General features: G+C 70.5%; 16 protein-coding genes. 3 read left to right on the plus strand and 13 right to left on the minus strand.

Annotated features, from left to right (window positions below):
• Positions 1-17: 17 nt before the first annotated feature.
• Positions 18-1487 carry an aldehyde dehydrogenase family protein gene (locus MQE23_RS04185; RefSeq protein WP_037672936.1) on the minus strand — a complete coding sequence of 490 codons (1470 nt, stop codon included), beginning with the start codon at positions 1485-1487 and terminating at the stop codon, positions 18-20.
• Positions 1488-1684: 197 nt separating this feature from the next.
• Positions 1685-3343, minus strand: a complete 1659-nt coding sequence (gene betA, locus MQE23_RS04190; protein ID WP_243378279.1) for a choline dehydrogenase — start codon at positions 3341-3343, stop codon at positions 1685-1687.
• 208 nt (positions 3344-3551) lie between these two features.
• On the opposite strand from betA, the gene MQE23_RS04195 reads away from it, so the two are divergent.
• Positions 3552-4298 (plus strand): IclR family transcriptional regulator, encoded by a 747-nt coding sequence (locus MQE23_RS04195; protein WP_020277171.1) that lies wholly within the window; start codon positions 3552-3554, stop codon positions 4296-4298.
• Here MQE23_RS04195 and MQE23_RS04200 read toward each other — a convergent pair.
• From MQE23_RS04200 to MQE23_RS04240, 9 genes are all read right to left on the minus strand, one after another.
• The gene (locus MQE23_RS04200) at positions 4270-5430 is read right to left on the minus strand and encodes an aromatic ring-hydroxylating dioxygenase subunit alpha (protein ID WP_243378280.1); all 1161 of its coding nucleotides are present in this window, start codon (positions 5428-5430) and stop codon (positions 4270-4272) included. The two genes, MQE23_RS04195 and MQE23_RS04200, sit on opposite strands and share 29 nt — an antisense overlap.
• A 37-nt stretch (positions 5431-5467) precedes the next feature.
• The gene (locus MQE23_RS04205; RefSeq protein ID WP_082320085.1) at positions 5468-6631 is read right to left on the minus strand and encodes an FAD-dependent oxidoreductase; all 1164 of its coding nucleotides are present in this window, start codon (positions 6629-6631) and stop codon (positions 5468-5470) included.
• Complete coding sequence (locus tag MQE23_RS04210) at positions 6628-6990, minus strand: bifunctional 3-phenylpropionate/cinnamic acid dioxygenase ferredoxin subunit (protein WP_037673830.1); 363 nt, start codon at positions 6988-6990, stop codon at positions 6628-6630. Before MQE23_RS04210 ends, MQE23_RS04205 begins: the two co-directional genes overlap by 4 nt.
• A gap of 215 nt (positions 6991-7205) precedes the next feature.
• Positions 7206-7841: an MBL fold metallo-hydrolase gene (locus MQE23_RS04215; protein WP_243378281.1), complete on the minus strand. Its 636-nt coding sequence runs from the start codon at positions 7839-7841 to the stop codon at positions 7206-7208.
• Positions 7841-8926: an S-(hydroxymethyl)mycothiol dehydrogenase gene (locus MQE23_RS04220; protein ID WP_020277176.1), complete on the minus strand. Its 1086-nt coding sequence runs from the start codon at positions 8924-8926 to the stop codon at positions 7841-7843. Before MQE23_RS04220 ends, MQE23_RS04215 begins: the two co-directional genes overlap by 1 nt.
• A gap of 219 nt (positions 8927-9145) precedes the next feature.
• Positions 9146-10447, minus strand: coding sequence for an MFS transporter (locus MQE23_RS04225; RefSeq protein WP_243378282.1), 1302 nt, complete (start codon positions 10445-10447; stop codon positions 9146-9148).
• On the minus strand, positions 10444-11613 hold the full coding sequence (locus tag MQE23_RS04230; protein ID WP_279345121.1) for a PLP-dependent cysteine synthase family protein: 1170 nt from the start codon (positions 11611-11613) through the stop codon (positions 10444-10446). Before MQE23_RS04230 ends, MQE23_RS04225 begins: the two co-directional genes overlap by 4 nt.
• Before the next feature lie 737 nt (positions 11614-12350).
• On the minus strand, positions 12351-12659 hold the full coding sequence (locus MQE23_RS04235) for a hypothetical protein (RefSeq protein ID WP_243378284.1): 309 nt from the start codon (positions 12657-12659) through the stop codon (positions 12351-12353).
• A gap of 381 nt (positions 12660-13040) precedes the next feature.
• Entirely contained in the window at positions 13041-13679 is a 639-nt protein-coding gene (locus MQE23_RS04240) for a DUF2218 domain-containing protein (RefSeq protein ID WP_243378285.1), read from the minus strand.
• 112 nt (positions 13680-13791) lie between these two features.
• On the opposite strand from MQE23_RS04240, the gene MQE23_RS04245 reads away from it, so the two are divergent.
• Positions 13792-14469: a TetR/AcrR family transcriptional regulator gene (locus tag MQE23_RS04245; protein WP_243378286.1), complete on the plus strand. Its 678-nt coding sequence runs from the start codon at positions 13792-13794 to the stop codon at positions 14467-14469.
• A 27-nt stretch (positions 14470-14496) separates the two neighbouring features.
• On the opposite strand, the gene MQE23_RS04250 is transcribed toward MQE23_RS04245, so the two are convergent.
• Entirely contained in the window at positions 14497-15147 is a 651-nt protein-coding gene (locus tag MQE23_RS04250; RefSeq protein WP_020277183.1) for a TetR/AcrR family transcriptional regulator, read from the minus strand.
• Positions 15148-15352: 205 nt separating this feature from the next.
• Between MQE23_RS04250 and MQE23_RS04255 the strand changes: the two genes are divergently transcribed.
• The gene (locus MQE23_RS04255; RefSeq protein ID WP_243378287.1) at positions 15353-15877 is read left to right on the plus strand and encodes a DUF4396 domain-containing protein; all 525 of its coding nucleotides are present in this window, start codon (positions 15353-15355) and stop codon (positions 15875-15877) included.
• Positions 15878-15890: 13 nt separating this feature from the next.
• On the opposite strand, the gene MQE23_RS04260 is transcribed toward MQE23_RS04255, so the two are convergent.
• Positions 15891-16766 carry a glutathione S-transferase C-terminal domain-containing protein gene (locus MQE23_RS04260; RefSeq protein ID WP_243378288.1) on the minus strand — a complete coding sequence of 292 codons (876 nt, stop codon included), beginning with the start codon at positions 16764-16766 and terminating at the stop codon, positions 15891-15893.
• Positions 16767-16848 lie beyond the last annotated feature (82 nt).

The raw sequence follows: 16848 nt of genomic DNA on the forward strand, positions 1-16848 counted from the left end.
CGACCTCTTTTCGGCGTTCAGCCGCGGAACCAGTGCTGCGGCCTGGGTTGGATGTTCTGCCAGATGTGTTTGGGTTCGCGGTACTCGTCCAGGCCGGTCGGGCCCAGCTCCCGGCCCACGCCGGAGTGCCCGAACCCGCCCCATTCCGCCTGCGGCACATAGGGGTGGTAGTCGTTGATCCACACCGTTCCGTGGCGCAGCCGGCGGGCGACCCGCTGGGCCTTCCCGGCGTCCTGCGTCCAGACGGCGCCGGCGAGTCCGTACTCGGTGTCGTTGGCGATGCGTACGGCGTCGTCCTCGTCGGTGAAGCGCTCGACGGTGAGCACGGGCCCGAAGGACTCCTCGTGCACCACCCGCATGTCCTGACCGCACTCGTCGAGCACGGTGGGCGGGTAGTAGTGGCCGCCGGCCAGGGCCGGGTCGTCGGGGCGTTCGCCGCCGCAGCGCAGGACGGCGCCCTCGGCGAGTCCGGCCGCGACGTACGCCTCGACCTTGGCCAGGTGCTGGGCGGAGATCAGCGGGCCGGTCTCGGCCCGCGGGTCGAAGGGGCCGCCGAGCCGGATCCGCCGGGCGCGGCGGACCACCTCGTCGACGAACCGGTCGTGCAGCGAGTCCTCGACGATCAGCCGGGCGCCGGCCGAGCAGACCTGGCCCGAATGCAGGAAGACGGCCGTGAGCGCGAAGTCCACGGCCGTCTCGAAGTCGGCGTCGGCGAAGACGACATTGGGGTTCTTGCCGCCGAGTTCCAGTGCGACCTTCTTCACGGTCGCGGCGGCGGTGGCCATGATGCGTCTGCCGGTGTCCAGGCCGCCGGTGAAGGAGACCAGGTCGACGGCCGGGTCCTCGGCGAGGGGCGCCCCCACCTCGGGCCCGGTCCCCAGGACGAGGTTGGCGGCACCGGCCGGGAGCCCGGCCTCCGCCAGTGCCTTCATCAGCAGGACGGAAGTCGAGGGGGTGAGCTCACTGGGCTTGAGGACGATCGTGTTGCCCGCGAGGAGAGCGGGCGCGACCTTCCAACTCGCCTGGAGCAGCGGGTAGTTCCAGGGGGTGATCAGTGCGCACACGCCGATCGGCCCGTACTCGACGCGGCTGACGGCGTCGGCGCGGCCGGTGTCGATCACCCGGCCCGCATCGGTGCCGCCGAGCCCTCCGTAGTAGCGGAAGCAGGAGACGACGTCGGCGATGTCGTACTCGCTCTCCACCAGCCGTTTGCCGGTGTCCAGCGATTCCGCGCGGGCGAACGCGTCGGCGTCGCGTTCGAGGAGGTCGGCGGTGCGCAGCAGGAGGGCACCGCGCTCGCGCTCGGGGGTGCGCGGCCAGGGCCCTTCGTCGAAGGCCCGGCGGGCCGCGGCGATGGCCGCCTCGGCGTCGGGGCGGGTGCCTTCGGACACCGTCACGGAGAGCGAGCCGTCGGCGGGGCAGCGGATGTCCCGGTGGCCGCCGGCCACGGGATCCCGCCATTGTCCGTCCACGTACAGGTCTGCCACGTCGAGGGCCCTTCGAGCGAATTGCGTTGCGCATCGTGCATCGAATTGCTTGTGGTGGAACACTCTGGAGAAGGCTGCAACCCACGTCAAGGGGTTGGCCGATGACGGTTTAGCCAAGGAGACAGCCACGAGGACGCAGCACCGGCAGGCCCGGAACGCCTCGCCTCCGGGCCGGTCGGCGGTCTGAAAAGTGCTGGTTACGGCAGGGGACGGTGCCGGTAATAGGCGGCGGCGGACGGCGGCAGCGGATCCTTCCCGAGGATGAGGTCGGCCGCCTTTTCCGCGATCATCATCACCGGTGCGTAGATGTTGCCGTTGGTAATGTACGGCATCACCGACGCGTCGACGACACGCAGTCCCTCCACCCCGTGCACCCGCATACTGCCCGGATCGACGACGGCCATCTCGTCGGTACCCATCTTGCAGGTACATGACGGGTGCAGCGCGGTCTCGCCGTCCTTGGCGACCCAGGCGAGGATCTCCTCGTCGGTCTCGACGGACGGTCCCGGCGAGATCTCCCCGGCGTTGTAGGGAGCCATGGCGGGCTGGTTGAGCAGTTCGCGGGCGACCCTGACGGCCTCGACCCACTCGCGGCGGTCCTGCTCGGTGGACAGGTAGTTGAAGCGCAGCGCCGGATGCTCGGCCGGGTCCCTGCTCTTGATCTTGACCGAGCCGACGGCGTCGGAGTACATGGGCCCGACGTGCACCTGATACCCGTGTCCGCCGGCGGGCACGGAGCCGTCGTAGCGGACCGCGACGGGCAGGAAGTGGAACATCAGGTTGGGGTAGGGGACGTCCTCGTTGCTACGGACGAAGCCGCCCGCTTCGAAGTGGTTGGTGGCGGCGGGGCCCGTGCGGAAGAGCCACTGCAGGCCGATGAAGGGGGCGCGCCACTTCGCGAGGTACGGCTGCATGGAGACCGGCTGCTTGCAGGCGTACTGGATGTACACCTCCAGGTGGTCCTGGAGGTTCTCGCCGACGCCCGGCAGATCGTGTACGACGTCGATGCCGAGGGCGCGCAGTTCCTCGGCGTTGCCGACGCCCGAGAGCTGGAGCAGTTGCGGGGAGTTGATCGCACCTCCGCACAGGATGATCTCGCGGGCACGCACCCGCTGGGGTCTGCCGCTCCCCCTCCGGTACTCGACGCCGACGGCCCGCTTGCCTTCGAAGAGGACGCGGGTGACCAGGGTGCGCGTCCTGACCGTGAGGTTGGGGCGCTTTCGCACGGGCTTGAGATAGGCCTTTGAGGCCGAGAGGCGGCGGCCGCGGTGGACGTTGCGGTCGAACCGGGCGAAACCTTCCTGCCGGTAGCCGTTCACATCGTCGGTGGGAGCGTGGCCCGCCTCCTCGGTGGCCTTCAGGAAGGCCTCGAAGAGCGGGCCGGCTCCCGGGCCGCGCTCCAGGACGAGAGGGCCGTCGTGACCACGGAACTCGTCGTCCGAGTCGGCGGCGAGACAGTTCTCCATCCGCCGGAAGTACGGCAGGCAGTGCGCGTAGTCCCAGGTCTCCATGCCCGGGTCGGCCGCCCAGCGCTCGTAGTCCATGGGGTTGCCGCGCTGGAAGATCATGCCGTTGATGCTGCTGGAACCGCCCAGCACCTTGCCTCGCGCGTGGTAGACGCGCCGGCCGCCCATGTGGGGCTCCGGTTCGGACTCGTACTTCCAGTCGTAGAACCGGCTGCCGATCGGGTAGGTCAGTGCCGCGGGCATGTGAATGAAGACGTCCCAGGGGTAGTCGGGCCGGCCCGCCTCCAGGACCAGCACCTGGTTGCCCGGGTCCGCGGAGAGCCGGTTGGCCAGCGCACTGCCGGCCGATCCACCACCGACGATGACGAAGTCGTACTGCAAGTCAGCCATGGGGCCTCGTCTCGCTCGCGCCGTTGAGAATGCGCGGCATGCTAGTACTCGTACCGCTATGTGCACCAGGTTGCGAAACACGCAACTTTCAAGAAGTCGGCACAAGGCCGTGACCTGCACCGCTGGCCGCTATGTTTAACGCCCGTATAGTTGCGTTGTGAGCAACTACCATGCAGAGACCGAAACGACAACTGCGCCGACCGGTGGGGTGCAGTCCGTCGACCGCGCCATCACCGTGCTGGAGATCCTGGCGCGGCGAGGCGAGGCGGGAGTCAGCGAGGTGGCCGCCGAGATCGATGTCCACAAGTCGACCGCGTTCCGGCTGCTCGGCGCCCTGGAGGTGCGCGGTCTGGTGGAACAGGCGGGCGAGCGCGGCAAGTACCGCCTCGGCTTCGGCCTCGTGCGGCTCGCCGGCGCGGTCACCGGCCGCATCGACATCACCCAGCAGAGCCGCCCGGTCTGCGAGCGTCTCGCCGAGGAGATCGGTGAGACCGTGAACCTCGCCGTGATGCAGGAGCGCTACGCGATCAACCTGTACCAGGTGCGCGGTCCCGGCGCTGTCACGGCGTTCAACTGGGTCGGCCAGCTGACGCCGTTGCACGCGACCTCCAGCGGCAAGATCCTGCTGGCCCACATGCCGCCGAAGGAGCGTGCCGCGCTGCTGTCGGAGACCGGTCTGAAGAAGCTGACCCCCCGCACCCTGACCGCGAAGACGAAGCTCGAGAAGAACCTCGCCGAGGCGCTGGAGCGCGGTTACTCCTGGACCCTGGAGGAGTTCGAGGTGGGACTGCACGCCATGGCCGCCCCGGTCCGTAACAGGGACGGCGAGGTCATCGCGGCGCTGAGCGCCTCCGGGCCCGCGTACCGGCTCACCGAGGACCGGATGCACGAGCTCGCCCCTGTGCTGGTCAAGGGCGCGGACGAGGTCAGCCACCGCATGGGCTACCTGGGCTGACCTGCTGCGGTCGCCCCACGCCCAGACGTTCCTGGACGAAGGCGTGGAACTCGCCGATGTGGTGCTCGCTGGGCACCAGGACACCGCCCTTGGCGTACAGCCGGGAGCTCATCGCGGGCTGGCAGCGCTCGCACGCGTCGAAGTCCTGCCGGTTGACCCGGTCGAAGAGCTCCACCGACCGGCTGACGTCCTTGCCGCTCTCGACGACGTGCCGGAGGTAGAGCCAGTCGCACTCGACGACGGTGCGGTCCACGGCGACCGGATACATCCGGTGGAAGATCACATGGTCGGGCACGAGGTTGATGAACACCTGCGGCCGGACGGTGATCGCGTAGTAACGGCGGTCCTGGTCCTCGGTGATGCCCGGAATGCGGTCGAGGCCTTCCGAGCCGTCGACGGTGAAGCCCTTGACCTCGGAGCCGAACTCCGCGCCGTGCCCCACGTAGTACTGGGCGGCGTACCCGTCGGCGAACTCGGGGAGCACCTCGGTCAGTTCGGGGTGGATCGTCGCGCAGTGATAGCACTCCATGAAGTTCTCGACGATGAGTTTCCAGTTCGCCCGCACGTCGTAGACGATGCGCCGGCCGACTTCGAGGCTGTCGATGTCGTAGTGCTCGATCGACTCCGTGTCGCCCAGGCGCGCGACCACATCCCCCACGACCTCGTCGAAGGGGGGCGGGTCCGCCGCGAGGCACACCCACACATAGCCGAGCCATTCGCGCGTGGCCACTGCCGCCAGGCCGTACTCGGTGCGGCTGACGTCGGGCATCTTGGTGAGGTTGGGCGCCGCGACGAGTTTGCCCGTCAGGTCGTACGTCCAGGCGTGATAGGGGCACTGGAAGGCACGTTTGACCTCGCCGGTCTCCGCCGTGCAGAGCTTGGCCCCGCGGTGCCGGCAGACGTTGAGGAAGGCACGGACGGAGTTGTCCCGCGCCCGGGTGATCAGGACGCTCTCGCGGCCCACCTCGACGGTGCGGAAGGCACCGGGCCCGGCGAGGTCGGCGGAGCGCACGGCGCAGAACCACATCGCCTCGAAGATGTGTTCCTGTTCCTGGGCGAAGATCGCGGGATCCGTGTAGGAGGAGCCGGGGAGGGTGGCGATCAGGCTTTCCGGCAGGCCGGTCGGGGGCACGGTGCACTCCTCGAGGAAGCGTGGTGGATCGCCCCGGTCAGGGCGCCTTGGCCGCGAGTTGCTTGCGCCAGCGCGTGAACAGCTTCGGCTGGTTCATCCCGAGCACGGCGACCGGGTGTCCGGCTCGCCGGTAGACGGCGAGGACGTCGCGGTCGTCCGCGGTGCCTTCCTCGATCGTCACGCTGTCGGCGCGGGCCGCGTGGCCTGCGAACTGGATCTTCACGCCGTACTGGTCGGACCAGAAGTACGGCGGGCGGGGTATGCCCGGTTCGCTCTCGCCCCAGGACAGCAGGGCGGCCACGGCCGCGTCGGGGCGTTCCCGGGCGCCGGTCCAGTGCTCGACGCGACGGTGGGTGCCTGCGCGCGGGTCATACCAGGAGGCGCAGTCACCGACCGCGACCACCCCGGCGAGGCTGGTGCGGCCGTCCGCACCGCACTTGACGCCGTCGTCGAGCTCGATGCCGGAGCCGGTCAGCCAGTCGACGCAGGGGCGGGCCCCGACACCCACGACGACGATGTCGGCGGGGAGGCTGCGGCCGTCCTCCATCAGGACGGCGTCGACACGGGTCTCGCCACTCAGCCCCTTGACGCCCACCCCGCACAACAGGCGTACACCGTGGTCCGCGTGGAGGGCGGAGACGATGCGCCCCATGGCCGCGCCGAGCGGTCCGGCCAGTGGGGTGGGCGCCGCCTCGACGATGGTCACGTCGAGGCCGAGAGCGGAGGCGGTGGAGGCGACCTCGGCACCGATGAAGCCGCCGCCGATCACGACCAGGCGTCCACCCTGTGCCAGTTCGTCCCGCAGGGCGCGGGCGTCGTCCAGGGTGCGCAGGGTGTGCACACCGGCCAGTCCGTCCATGCCGGGCAGGGTCCGGGCGGCGGCGCCGGTGGCGATGACGATGCCGTCGGCCCGCACCTGGCGGCCGTCGGTGAGCCGCACGGCGCGGGGCGCGGTGTCGAGTCCGGCCGCGCGGGCTCCGAGCAGCCATTCCGCTTGCAGGTCTTCGTCGTCCGGCTCCAGTGCGAGCTCGGCTTCGCCGATGCCGCCGGCCAGGAACTCCTTGGACAGGGGCGGCCTGTCGTAGGGGCGGTGGATTTCGTCGCCGATGACGACCAGCCGTCCGTCGTATCCCTGCTTGCGCAAGGAGCGCGCCGCGGACAGACCCGCCAGCGACGCGCCCACCACGGCCACTGTCCTCACGCGACGCCCCCGGCGAGCCGGGCGGCGATGCAGGGGGGCAGGTTCGGGGCTGCCGTGGACAGCCGGACGTAGATCATGCCGTCCTCGACGAAGACCTCGTGCGTGCGCACCGGGAGCTTGGCCGGCGGGGCGTCGACGGCTCCGGTCTTGAGGTTGAACTTCGAGGCGTGCAGCGGGCATTCGACCTCACAGCCCTCCAGCCAGCCGTCGGCGAGCGAGGCGTCCTGGTGGGTGCATGTGTCGTCGATGGCGAAGAGTTCGCCGTCGTCGGTGTGGAACACCGAGACCGGCGGGTCGATGTCGAGCCTGTGGGCCTCGCCTCGGGGCAGATCCACGAGACGGCACGCGGCAATCATCATGACACCTCGGTGCGTATAGCGAAACGGATTGCGGTGAACGCAACGTCAGTTTGAGGGCGCCTTCAAACGCTTGTCAAGGAGTTCGAGGGACACCTGACGGCCTCATTTTCTGTTGCGTGATGCGAAACGCTCTGCGTTATAGGAAACGCAGGTCAGGGACGGAGCACCTCTCAGAACCGGGGCGCGAGCGCCCCGGTCGGGATGGTGGGGCTGGGTCACCAGCCGCGGGCGGCCCACTCCTCCAGGTGCGGTGCTTCTGCCTCGACGGTCGTCGTCCCGCCGTGTCCCGTGTGGACGACCGTGGCGCCCGGGAGGGTCAGCAGCCGGTCACCGATGGAGCCGATGATCGTGCCGAAGTCGCTGTACGAGCGTCCGGTCGCGCCGGGGCCGCCGGCGAACAGGGTGTCACCGCTGAACAGCGCCCCCAGGTCTGGTGCGTACAGACACACGGCACCCGGAGCGTGGCCGGGCGTGTGGAGGACACGCAGGCCGATGCCCGCCACCGTGAGTACGTCACCGTCGGCGAGCGGTCCGTCGGGCCGTCGGCCGGGGTGCGTCATCTTCCACAGCACCTGGTCGTCAGGGTGCAGGAGGATGGGCGCGCCCGTGGCCAGGGCGACGTCCGGCGCGGCGCGCACATGGTCGTCGTGGGCGTGGGTGCACACGATGGCCGACAGCCGACGGTCACCGACGGCCGCCAGGACGGCGTCGGAATCGTGGGCCGCGTCGACGACGACCACCTCGTCGTCGTCACCGATGATCCAGACGTTGTTGTCGACGTCCCAGGTCCCGCCGTCGAGGCTGAAGGTCCCGCTGGTGACGAGGTGCTCGATGCGCGGTGCGCCGGCCATCAGAGCACCACCACCGAGCGCAGCACGTCGCCGCGGTGCATCTTCTCGAACGCCTCCTCCACGTCACCGAGGCCGATGGTCTCGGAGACGAACGCGTCCAGGTCGAAACGGCCTCCCAGATACAGGTCGATGAGGGCCGGGAAGTCGCGCGAGGGCAGGCAGTCGCCGTACCAGCTGGACTTCAGCGAGCCGCCCCGCCCGAAGACGTCGAGCAGGGGCAGCTCCACCTTCATCTCCGGGGTGGGCACGCCGACCAGCACGACCGTGCCCGCCAGGTCGCGGGCGTAGAAGGCCTGCCGGTACGTCTCGGGGCGGCCGACCGCCTCCACGACGACATCCGCGCCGAAGCCGCCCGTCAGCTCGCGCACCGCTTCCACGACGTCGCCCTTCGCCCCGTCGACCGTGTGGGTGGCCCCCATGGCCGTGGCCCGGTCCAGCTTGCGCTGGTCGATGTCGACGGCGATGACCTTGCTCGCTCCGGCCAGCCTCGCCCCAGCGACGGCGGCCATCCCGACGCCGCCGCAGCCGATGACGGCGACGGAGTCGCCCCGGCCGACGGCACCGGTGTTCACGGCCGCGCCGAAGCCCGCCATGACGCCGCACCCGAGCAGACCGGCTGCCGCCGCCGGGGCCGCCGGGTCCACCTTGGTGCACTGCCCGGCGGCGACCAGCGTCTTCTCCGCGAACGCGCCGATGCCGAGCGCCGGCGAGAGCGGGGTGCCGTCCAGCAGCGTCATCGGTTGTGCCGCGTTGTGGGTGGCGAAGCAGTACCAGGGCCTGCCCCTGCTGCAGGCCCGGCACTGGCCGCACACCGCACGCCAGTTGAGGATGACGAAGTCACCGGGCTCGACGCCGGTGACTCCCTCCCCGACCGCCTCGACGCGACCTGCCGCCTCGTGCCCCAGCAGGAAGGGGAACTCGTCGTTGATCCCGCCCTCGCGGTAGTGGAGGTCGGTATGACAGACGCCGCAGGCCTCGACCTTGACCAGCGCCTCACCCGGACCGGGGTCGGGGACGACGATCGTTTCGACGGAGACCGGTGCGCCCTTCTTACGGGCGACGACGGCACGAACCTCGTGAGCCATGAGCTGCTCCTCAAGCGGGGATTCTCGCGAGTGCGTTGCCTAATTCGCTACACGCACCGCTATACGCAACCGAGCATCCCGGAGGAGCGCACCGAGGGTCAAGGGCTTGGTTTCAACCGGACCGACTCGGCCATGGCCGGCGCCCGAGCCGCTGCGCCTGACCGTGTGCGGCCGATCAGATCCAGCCGCACCCGGTCAGGCGGTCATTCGGTCAGGCGGTCAGGCGGCGATGGGCTGCGGCCCGGCCGCCGGCGCAGCCAGACGGCCAGTGCGGTGCAGGCCGTACAGAGCGGCCGCGCACGCGAGGCCGAGACCGCACAAGCAGATCCACGGCAGCGCGGGCACCCCCGCCTCGCGGGCGGCGTCGAGCGCCGCACCGGTGAGGAGGTTTCCGAGCGTGATGCCGATGCCGCAGATGGTGTTGTAGAGGCCGTAGTGGGTGGCGACGAGCCGGTCACCGGAGAGGCGGACGATGGTGTCCATCTCGAAGGGATAGGCGATCATCGTGCCGACGGCCAGCAGCAGCGCGGCCAGCATGGGCGGTACCGCGGCCAGCAGCCACAGGCCCACGCCCGAGTCCGGAACGGGCACCGCGGTGGCCGGCGCCAGGGGGACGAAGGCCAGGCCCATGGCGGCCAACCCCCGCGTCAGGGCTTGGCCCGGCTCGTAACGGGCCTTGCACCAGGCGGTCACCCGCGTCTGGCCGACGATCGTGCTCAGTCCGGACACGGCGAAGAGCGCGGCCACCGCCGCTGTGCCGAACTCCCCGTCACCGCCGACCCGTCGTACCTCCAGCGGCAGCGCGAGATAGACCTGGAAGGACAGGACGTACGAGCCGATCATGGCGCCGGAGAAGAGCAGGAACGGCCGGTTGGCGAGGACGCCGCGCCACTGGGTCAGTACGCCGTCGCGGTCCTGCCCCTCCTTGCCGCCCTTGGAGTCGTCGGCCCGTCGCGTCGGCAGGGCACGGATCTGCACGATACTGAGCAGCGCGAAGATCCCGGCCGCGACCAGGCAGGTGACGCGGAAGTCCACGCCGGTCAGCACCATGCCCACGACGGGGCCGAGCAGGATCCCGGCCTGGTAGAAGACGTTGAACAGGGCGAACGCCTCGACCCTGCGCTCCCCCGCGTCCGCGGCGAGATACGCCCGGACGGCCGGGTTGAACAGTGCCCCGGCGAGCCCGGTGGCCGCGGAGGCGGCAATCAGCGCGGCCAGTGAGTCGACCAGACCCAGCGTCGCGAAGCCGGCCGTGCGCAGCACGCATCCGGCCACGATCATCGGCTTGTAGCCGAAGCGGTCGGCGAGCGTCCCGCCGACCAGGAACATGCCCTGCTGGCTGAAGTTGCGCACGCCGAGGACCAGTCCGACGATCCAGCCGGCCAGTCCGAGGGTGCCGGACAGGTGAGCGGCCAGGTAGGGCATGAGCATGTAGAAGCCCAGGTTGATGGTGAACTGATTGACCATCAACAGCTGGACGCTGCGTTCGTGACCGCGTACCTGTGCGAGGGTGCCCTTCACCGGTTCTCCTCCACAGCGTCGGCGTGACCGCGCCCGGCGTTCTCGCCGGTTCCTTCCTCGCGGTCGAGTGCGTCGAGCAGGTCGGATCCCTGCGCCGGCTCGGCCAGGGTGAGCGGGTCGACCACGGTGGTGCACCGGGTCCAGCGTGCGACCTCCTTCTCGTCCACGCGCCCGATCACCTCCGGTTCCGGAGCAGGAGGGGCGTCGAGGAGGCCGTGCGCGCCGCAGTAGTCGTCGTCGAACACCGTCCCGAGGTAACGCTGCGGACCATCCGGGAAGATCGCGGCGATCCGGCTGTCGGCGGGCAGGGTGCGGGCCAGCCATCCGGCGACCAGGGCGACGGCGCCGACGCTCCACCCGCCGGTGGCGTAGTGCGAGCCGGCCAACTGGCGGCAGGTCCACACCGCCTCGGCCGGGGCCACCCAGTGGACCTCGGCGAAGTTGTCGTAGGCGACGTTGCGGGGGTAGATGCTCGACCCCAGGCCCCGCATCAGCCGCGGCCGGGCCGGCTGGCCGAAGATCGTGGAGCCGATGGTGTCGACGCCGACCACCTTCAGCTCGGGGTAGAGCTGCTTCAGCACGCGGGAGACGCCGGCGGAGTGCCCGCCCGTGCCGACACTGCACACGAGGACGTCGATGTGACCCAGCTCGGACGCCAGTTCCAGGGCGAGCGGGGTGTAGGCGGTGGTGTTGTCCGGGTTGTTGTACTGATCCGGGCACCACGCACCCGGATGCCGCGCGACGAGCTGCTCCACGCGCTCACGGCGGGCCTGCTGCCAGCCGCCGGTGGGGTGCGGCTCGGAGACGACGTTGACCTGGGCGCCGTACGCGGTCAGCAGCCGGGTCATCGACATCTCCAGGCCGGGGTCGGTGACCAGGGTGACCGGGTGGCCGTACACCATTCCGGCCAGGGCGAGGCCCAGTCCGAGGGTGCCGCTGGTGGACTCGATGATCCGAGCGCCGGGGCGCAGGTCGCCCCGGGCACGGGCCCGTTCCACCATGTGCAGACCCGGCCGGTCCTTGATGCCGCCGGGGTTGAAGCCCTCCAGCTTCGCCCAGAAACCGCGGTCCGGGGGCGTCAGGGGCTGGGACACCCGCAGCAGCGGCGTGTTGCCCACCAGTGCCGACAAAGCGGACCGCTCGGGCATGGCGGCGGTGTTCGTCATGGACTGCATGTCTTTTCGCTCTCGCTCGATGAATACGCGGTGCACGTTCATCTCGCGCGACGGCCACACGGGACGGTCTCTCCGTCCGAGGTCGTGGGGCCGTCGCGCGGCAGCCGGGCGGGGCCGGCTGCGAGCGAGAGGTCTAGATACGCCACCGCGAGGTGCGGACCAGCGCGGTTCTGCCCGTACGTCTTATGCGGGTTCGGTCCTGCCGACGCCGGGGCTGCGGCCGCACGACAGCCTGGGGAAGGCCGGCGGAGGCCGCCGGCCCGGCCTCGGCGGGTGGCTGGTGAGCGGCTTGCTCCGTCGTACGGGTGGCCCCGTCCAGGCCGCACTCCTCGGCCTCATGGTGCCGATGCGGCCCATGAGGCACCACCTCGCTCGCCACCGCCGGCCGTCCGAAGGCCGTGGCGACGGTGGGTGCAAGACGCTCCTGCTCCTCGAACTGCCCATGCGGGAGGGCGCACAGCCCGAGCATCACGAGCAGAGCTCCGGACAGCAGAGCAAGAAGCGGGCGCTGCCGACGCGAGGTGGCCGGGGCGCGCAAGGCAGGCGTGGGGGTACGGGATCGTGTGGGCACAGGTTCTCCGTGCACTCGCCCCTTTCGGCCACAGCGGCAGCCACGGCTGAGAGGAACGGCAGGCATGGGTGGGGGGATGTACGGCGTCGAGACGCGCAGCCCACGCCCGTTGGCAGGCGCAGGCGGAGCAGCCGCAGGAAGAGGAGGACTGCTGCTTCTAGACCTGCTGAACCACGGACAGTCTCAGGGCGGACGACGACGCCGCAGACAGCGCCTGCTCGTTGAGGCTCGGCCTGCCCGAGAGGCGCCCGGCGCCGGTCGGTTCGGCGACCGACACTGCGAAGCAGGGCGGTGTCAGCACCGGACCCTGCAGCGGCTGGCCGGAGACGCAGTGCTCACCGGTGTGCGAGGAGCCATGACCACCGCCCGGCTCATCCATCGCGACGGGCCGCGGCGCGGCCTGCTCGTCCTCGGCTCCGAGGATCTCCTCGTGCAACACGGCCACGGGGGCAGCCGCGCTGGTCACCAGGTGTCCTTCAGTGCTCTCGGCGCTCACTCCATGGGCGGACACGATGCCGAGCAGCAACACGACCATGGCCAACACGCGCAGCAACGGACCCGCAGACGCGCGAGCCCGCACCAGGCGCGGGAGTGACCAGGCCGTAATCATGCCGTGATACTAACGGCTCGTGGACCTTGGTCCGTCAACTCCCGCCCCGCAGCGCGTCAACGAGCCACACACATGACCGGTTTGCTTCGGCGTGATCCTGGGCACCGAGAAGCCCTCTGCGACCGCGGTCCGGGAGCAGGCCGAACGGGCGGAGCCGGGGTGGCAGGTCGGGATCCGACCGATGAGCTGCCGAACCGGGAGAAGGCGCACACCCCGGCACGTCAGACCGCTGGATGTTCAGCGGCCCTTCGTGGCCCGGCCGCGGCGGACGGCGAATCCGCCCAGGAGCGCGGCCTTCAGCAGCACGACCGCCAGGAGACCACCGACGGCCCAGCCGGTCCACCGCCAGTTCGACAGGAGGACGCTGCCGAGCCCCAGGTGGACAGCTAGGACGATGGCTACGACGCCCGCGACACCCACCACCTTGAGGTGGCTGCCACGCGCCCCGGAATCAGCTGCCCAGAGCTGGGCATCGCCGACGGCGGCTGCGGGAGCACCCACGGCGGAGTCGGTGGCCCGCCAGTTCACCCGCAGCCGGTCGCGTCGGCCGAACCTCTCCACGTGCCCGGCGACGAGGTCTTGCAGCCGCCGCAGGTCGTCCTCTTCGGCTGCCTCGACACGCAGAACCAGCGCCCCTGGGACGGCGCGCAGAACGATCCGCCCCCAGGGAAGGTCGACTTGCCCATCCGTGTCGGCCCACTCGACCTGCGCCTGCTCGGCCACGGCCCGCAGCTCACGGAACGCCTGCCCTTCACCGCCCGGATGGCCGTGGAGCCGCCGGCCGAGGTGGCGGCCCTTGCGGGAGAAGTGCTTGCAGAGCTGGGCGAGGTACCGGCTGGGCCGTTCGGCCTCGACGCGGGCTTCGGCGGTTGGCATGGCGATCTCTGTCCTGTCGTCCGGGTCCCCCGTGACGGCCTCAGCTTTATCGATACACATTGTCTGTGTCAATCCATAGTGTCACGGCATCGCCGGATCGTATGCTGAGGCCGTGCCCAAGCTCTGGAACGAGACGATCGACGCGCACCGCGCCGCCGTACGCAAGGCGGTCCTTGAAACCACCGCGGCGATGGTGGCCGAGCACGGGCTGACGTCGGTGACGATGTCGCGGATCGCGAAGGACTCCGGGATCGGCCGCGCGACGCTGTACAAGTACTTTCCGGATGTCGAGTCGATCCTCCTCGCCTGGCACGAGCAACAGGTCAGCCACCACCTCGACCACCTGGCCGAGGTCCGCGACGGGACCGAGGGTGCCGCAGCGCGCCTGGAAGCGGTGCTCCGGGCGTTCGCCCTGATCTCCCGCGCGTCACGGCAGCACCACGACGGCGACGCGGCGGCGTTCCTGCACCGCGACCGCCGGGTCAGCCAGGCGCAGCAGCGCCTTCACGGGATGGTCGAGGACCTGCTGGCCGACGGTGCGCGGTCCGGTGACGTCCGCGACGACATCGCCCCCGGCGAACTCGCGAGCTACTGTCTGCACGCCCTCACCGCGGCCGGCGACCTGCCGTCCGAGGCCGCGGTGCACCGGCTCGTCACCGTCACCATCGCCGGGGTGCGGCCGGGCGGTGCCGAGGAGTCGGACACTCCCCGATCCGCCGACGCCACCGCGCGTTCGCCGCACCACCCGCGACACCACCCCGCCCATGGTGGCCACTCGGCCCGTTCATGAGCGGGTTGTTCCCGGTCCGGGCGGGACTCAGCGGTCCCGTCCCGGGCCGTAGTGCCCGAGGAACATGTCCACCCCGCTGACGATGAGGCGGTCCGTGAGGCTGTCCTCGATGTGGGTGCCGTAGGTGCTGAAGACCATGTGGGGGAAGACCAGCAGCGAGTAGAGCTGGATGATCGCCGCTTCCAGGTCGGGGATGACCAGCCGGCCCTGGTCCGCGAGCGCGCGCAGGGCACCGGCGACGGCCGGATGGTGCCCCTCGGCACCTTGGCCGTGCCAGGCCCGCCCGAGCTCGGGGAAGCGGTGCTGTTCGGCGGCGACCAGGTTGCGCAGGGCGGTGACGTCCCTGTTCGTCCTGACGGCGTGCACCCAGGTGCGGGCGGCGTCGATGAGGGCCGCGCGCAGATCCTCGGCCTCGGGCAGCCCTTCGAGCGCGGCCGATGAGGCGTGGCCGAGGGGTTCGTCGAGTGCGCTGGTGATGACCGCGGTGAACAGCGCTTCCTTGCTGCCGAAGTGGTTGTAGACGGTCACCTTGGACACGCCCGCCTCGGCGGCGATGGCGTCCATTCCGACGCCGAAGCCTTCCCGCAGGAAGAGTTCGCGCGCCGCCCGGACGATGGCCTGCCGCTTCAGTGCGGCGCGGGGGCCGCTGGGGGGCTGCTTGACACTGTCCACGCTCATGAGCCGATCTTACCTGTCGACTGAACTGAACAGTTGAGTTCACACGTGGGCCGAGCAAGCCGCAGGCGAGGGGGCCGCACGTGGACCGAGGACCGAACCGATCCGCGCGGGGGGAAGTCCTGGACCATATACCCCCCAGGGGTATATGGTCCGGCCATGGGGCTCAAGGAACGGGCCGCACTCGACGGGATTGGGGAAGAGGGTCATGGACCACACCGCTCACCACGCCGGCACCGGGCACGACCACGCCACCCACGAGGGTCACCACGGCCACGCGGACCATGACGGGCACGCCGGAGCGTCCTGGGGTATGGCGGTCAAGGCGACGCTGCACTGTCTGACCGGCTGCGCCATCGGCGAGATCCTCGGCATGGTCATCGGCACAGCCCTGATGTGGGGCAACGTGCCCACCATGATCCTGGCGATCACGCTCGCGTTCCTCTTCGGCTACTCCTTCACGCTGCTCGCGGTCCGCCGGGCCGGCCTGGACTTCAAGACCGCGCTCAAGGTCGCGCTGGCCGCCGACACCGTCTCCATCGCCGTGATGGAGATCGTCGACAACGGCATCATCGCCCTCACGCCCGGCGCGATGGACGCCCACCTGTCCGACGGGCTGTTCTGGTCTGCCCTGCTGGGCGGCTTCGCGGTCGCCTTCCTGATCACCACGCCGGTCAACAAGTGGATGATCGGCCGCGGCAAGGGCCACGCCGTCGTCCACGCCTACCACTGACTGACGAACCCGGTCAGCCGGGCTGCCGCACCGGCTCCCATGCCTGCCGTCGTGCGTACGCCGCCCAGTCCACGATCTGCACGGCCGCGCCGGCGGCCTCCCTGCCCCGGCAGTGCGCGTGGTGCCTCCGGGCGATGCCGTCCAGGTCGAGGCGGGAGCCGAAGGCGGGGTGCTCCGCCAGGCGTCGTGCGTACGCCCACAGACGGGGGTGGTCGGTGATGCGGTGCACTGCGGCGGCGTCCAGGTGGTGGCGGTGCACGGTGTCCAGCTGGACCAGCGTCACCCACAACTGCACGTCCGCGAGGCTGAGTTCGCTGCCCAGCACGTACTCCTGGGAGGCAAACCGCCACTCCAGCACGTCCAGGGCGCGCAGCAGGGTGGCCAGCGCGGTGTCGCGTGCGGCCGGGTCGCCGTCGGACTGCCCGGCGCGCTGGGCGGTTGCGGTGATGCCGTGTTCACAGAGCCGGTCCAAGCCCTCGATCGCCTCCTCGGCACCACGCGGGTGGAGATCAGGACCCTGACCACCGAACCGCCGAGTCAGGTCCCTGACGATGTCCGGGGCGTGCGTGCTCACGATCCGCCCGGTCCAGCCGTCGCTGAGCACCGGCGCCGCGGCCGGCCCCGAGTGCTGGTGCCAACTGGCCTCGTACAGCGGACGCAGTGCCCGGTATCCGCCGCCGGGTGCGTCGGGCACGGCAGGCAGCAGCGTCACCGGGAGCGTGTCGCCGAGGCCGAGCAGGCCGTGCGTCACGGCGAGTTGCAGGGAGCGCGGACAGGAGAGGGCGAGATGGAGCCGGTAGCGGCGCGGGGCGGCGTAGTAGCCGCTGCGCGCGTCAGAGCCGATCCGGCTCCGGAAGGACGGCACGGCTGTCGGGGATGTCGCGGACATGCGTCTCCTTGGGCGTGCTCGGTCTTGGGCATACGACGTCTCGGGCATACGACGTCTTGCGCATACGACGGCGACGGCACGC

The organism is Streptomyces sp. HP-A2021, from assembly GCF_022807935.1.
Taxonomy (GTDB): Bacteria; Actinomycetota; Actinomycetes; order Streptomycetales; family Streptomycetaceae; genus Streptomyces; species Streptomyces afghaniensis.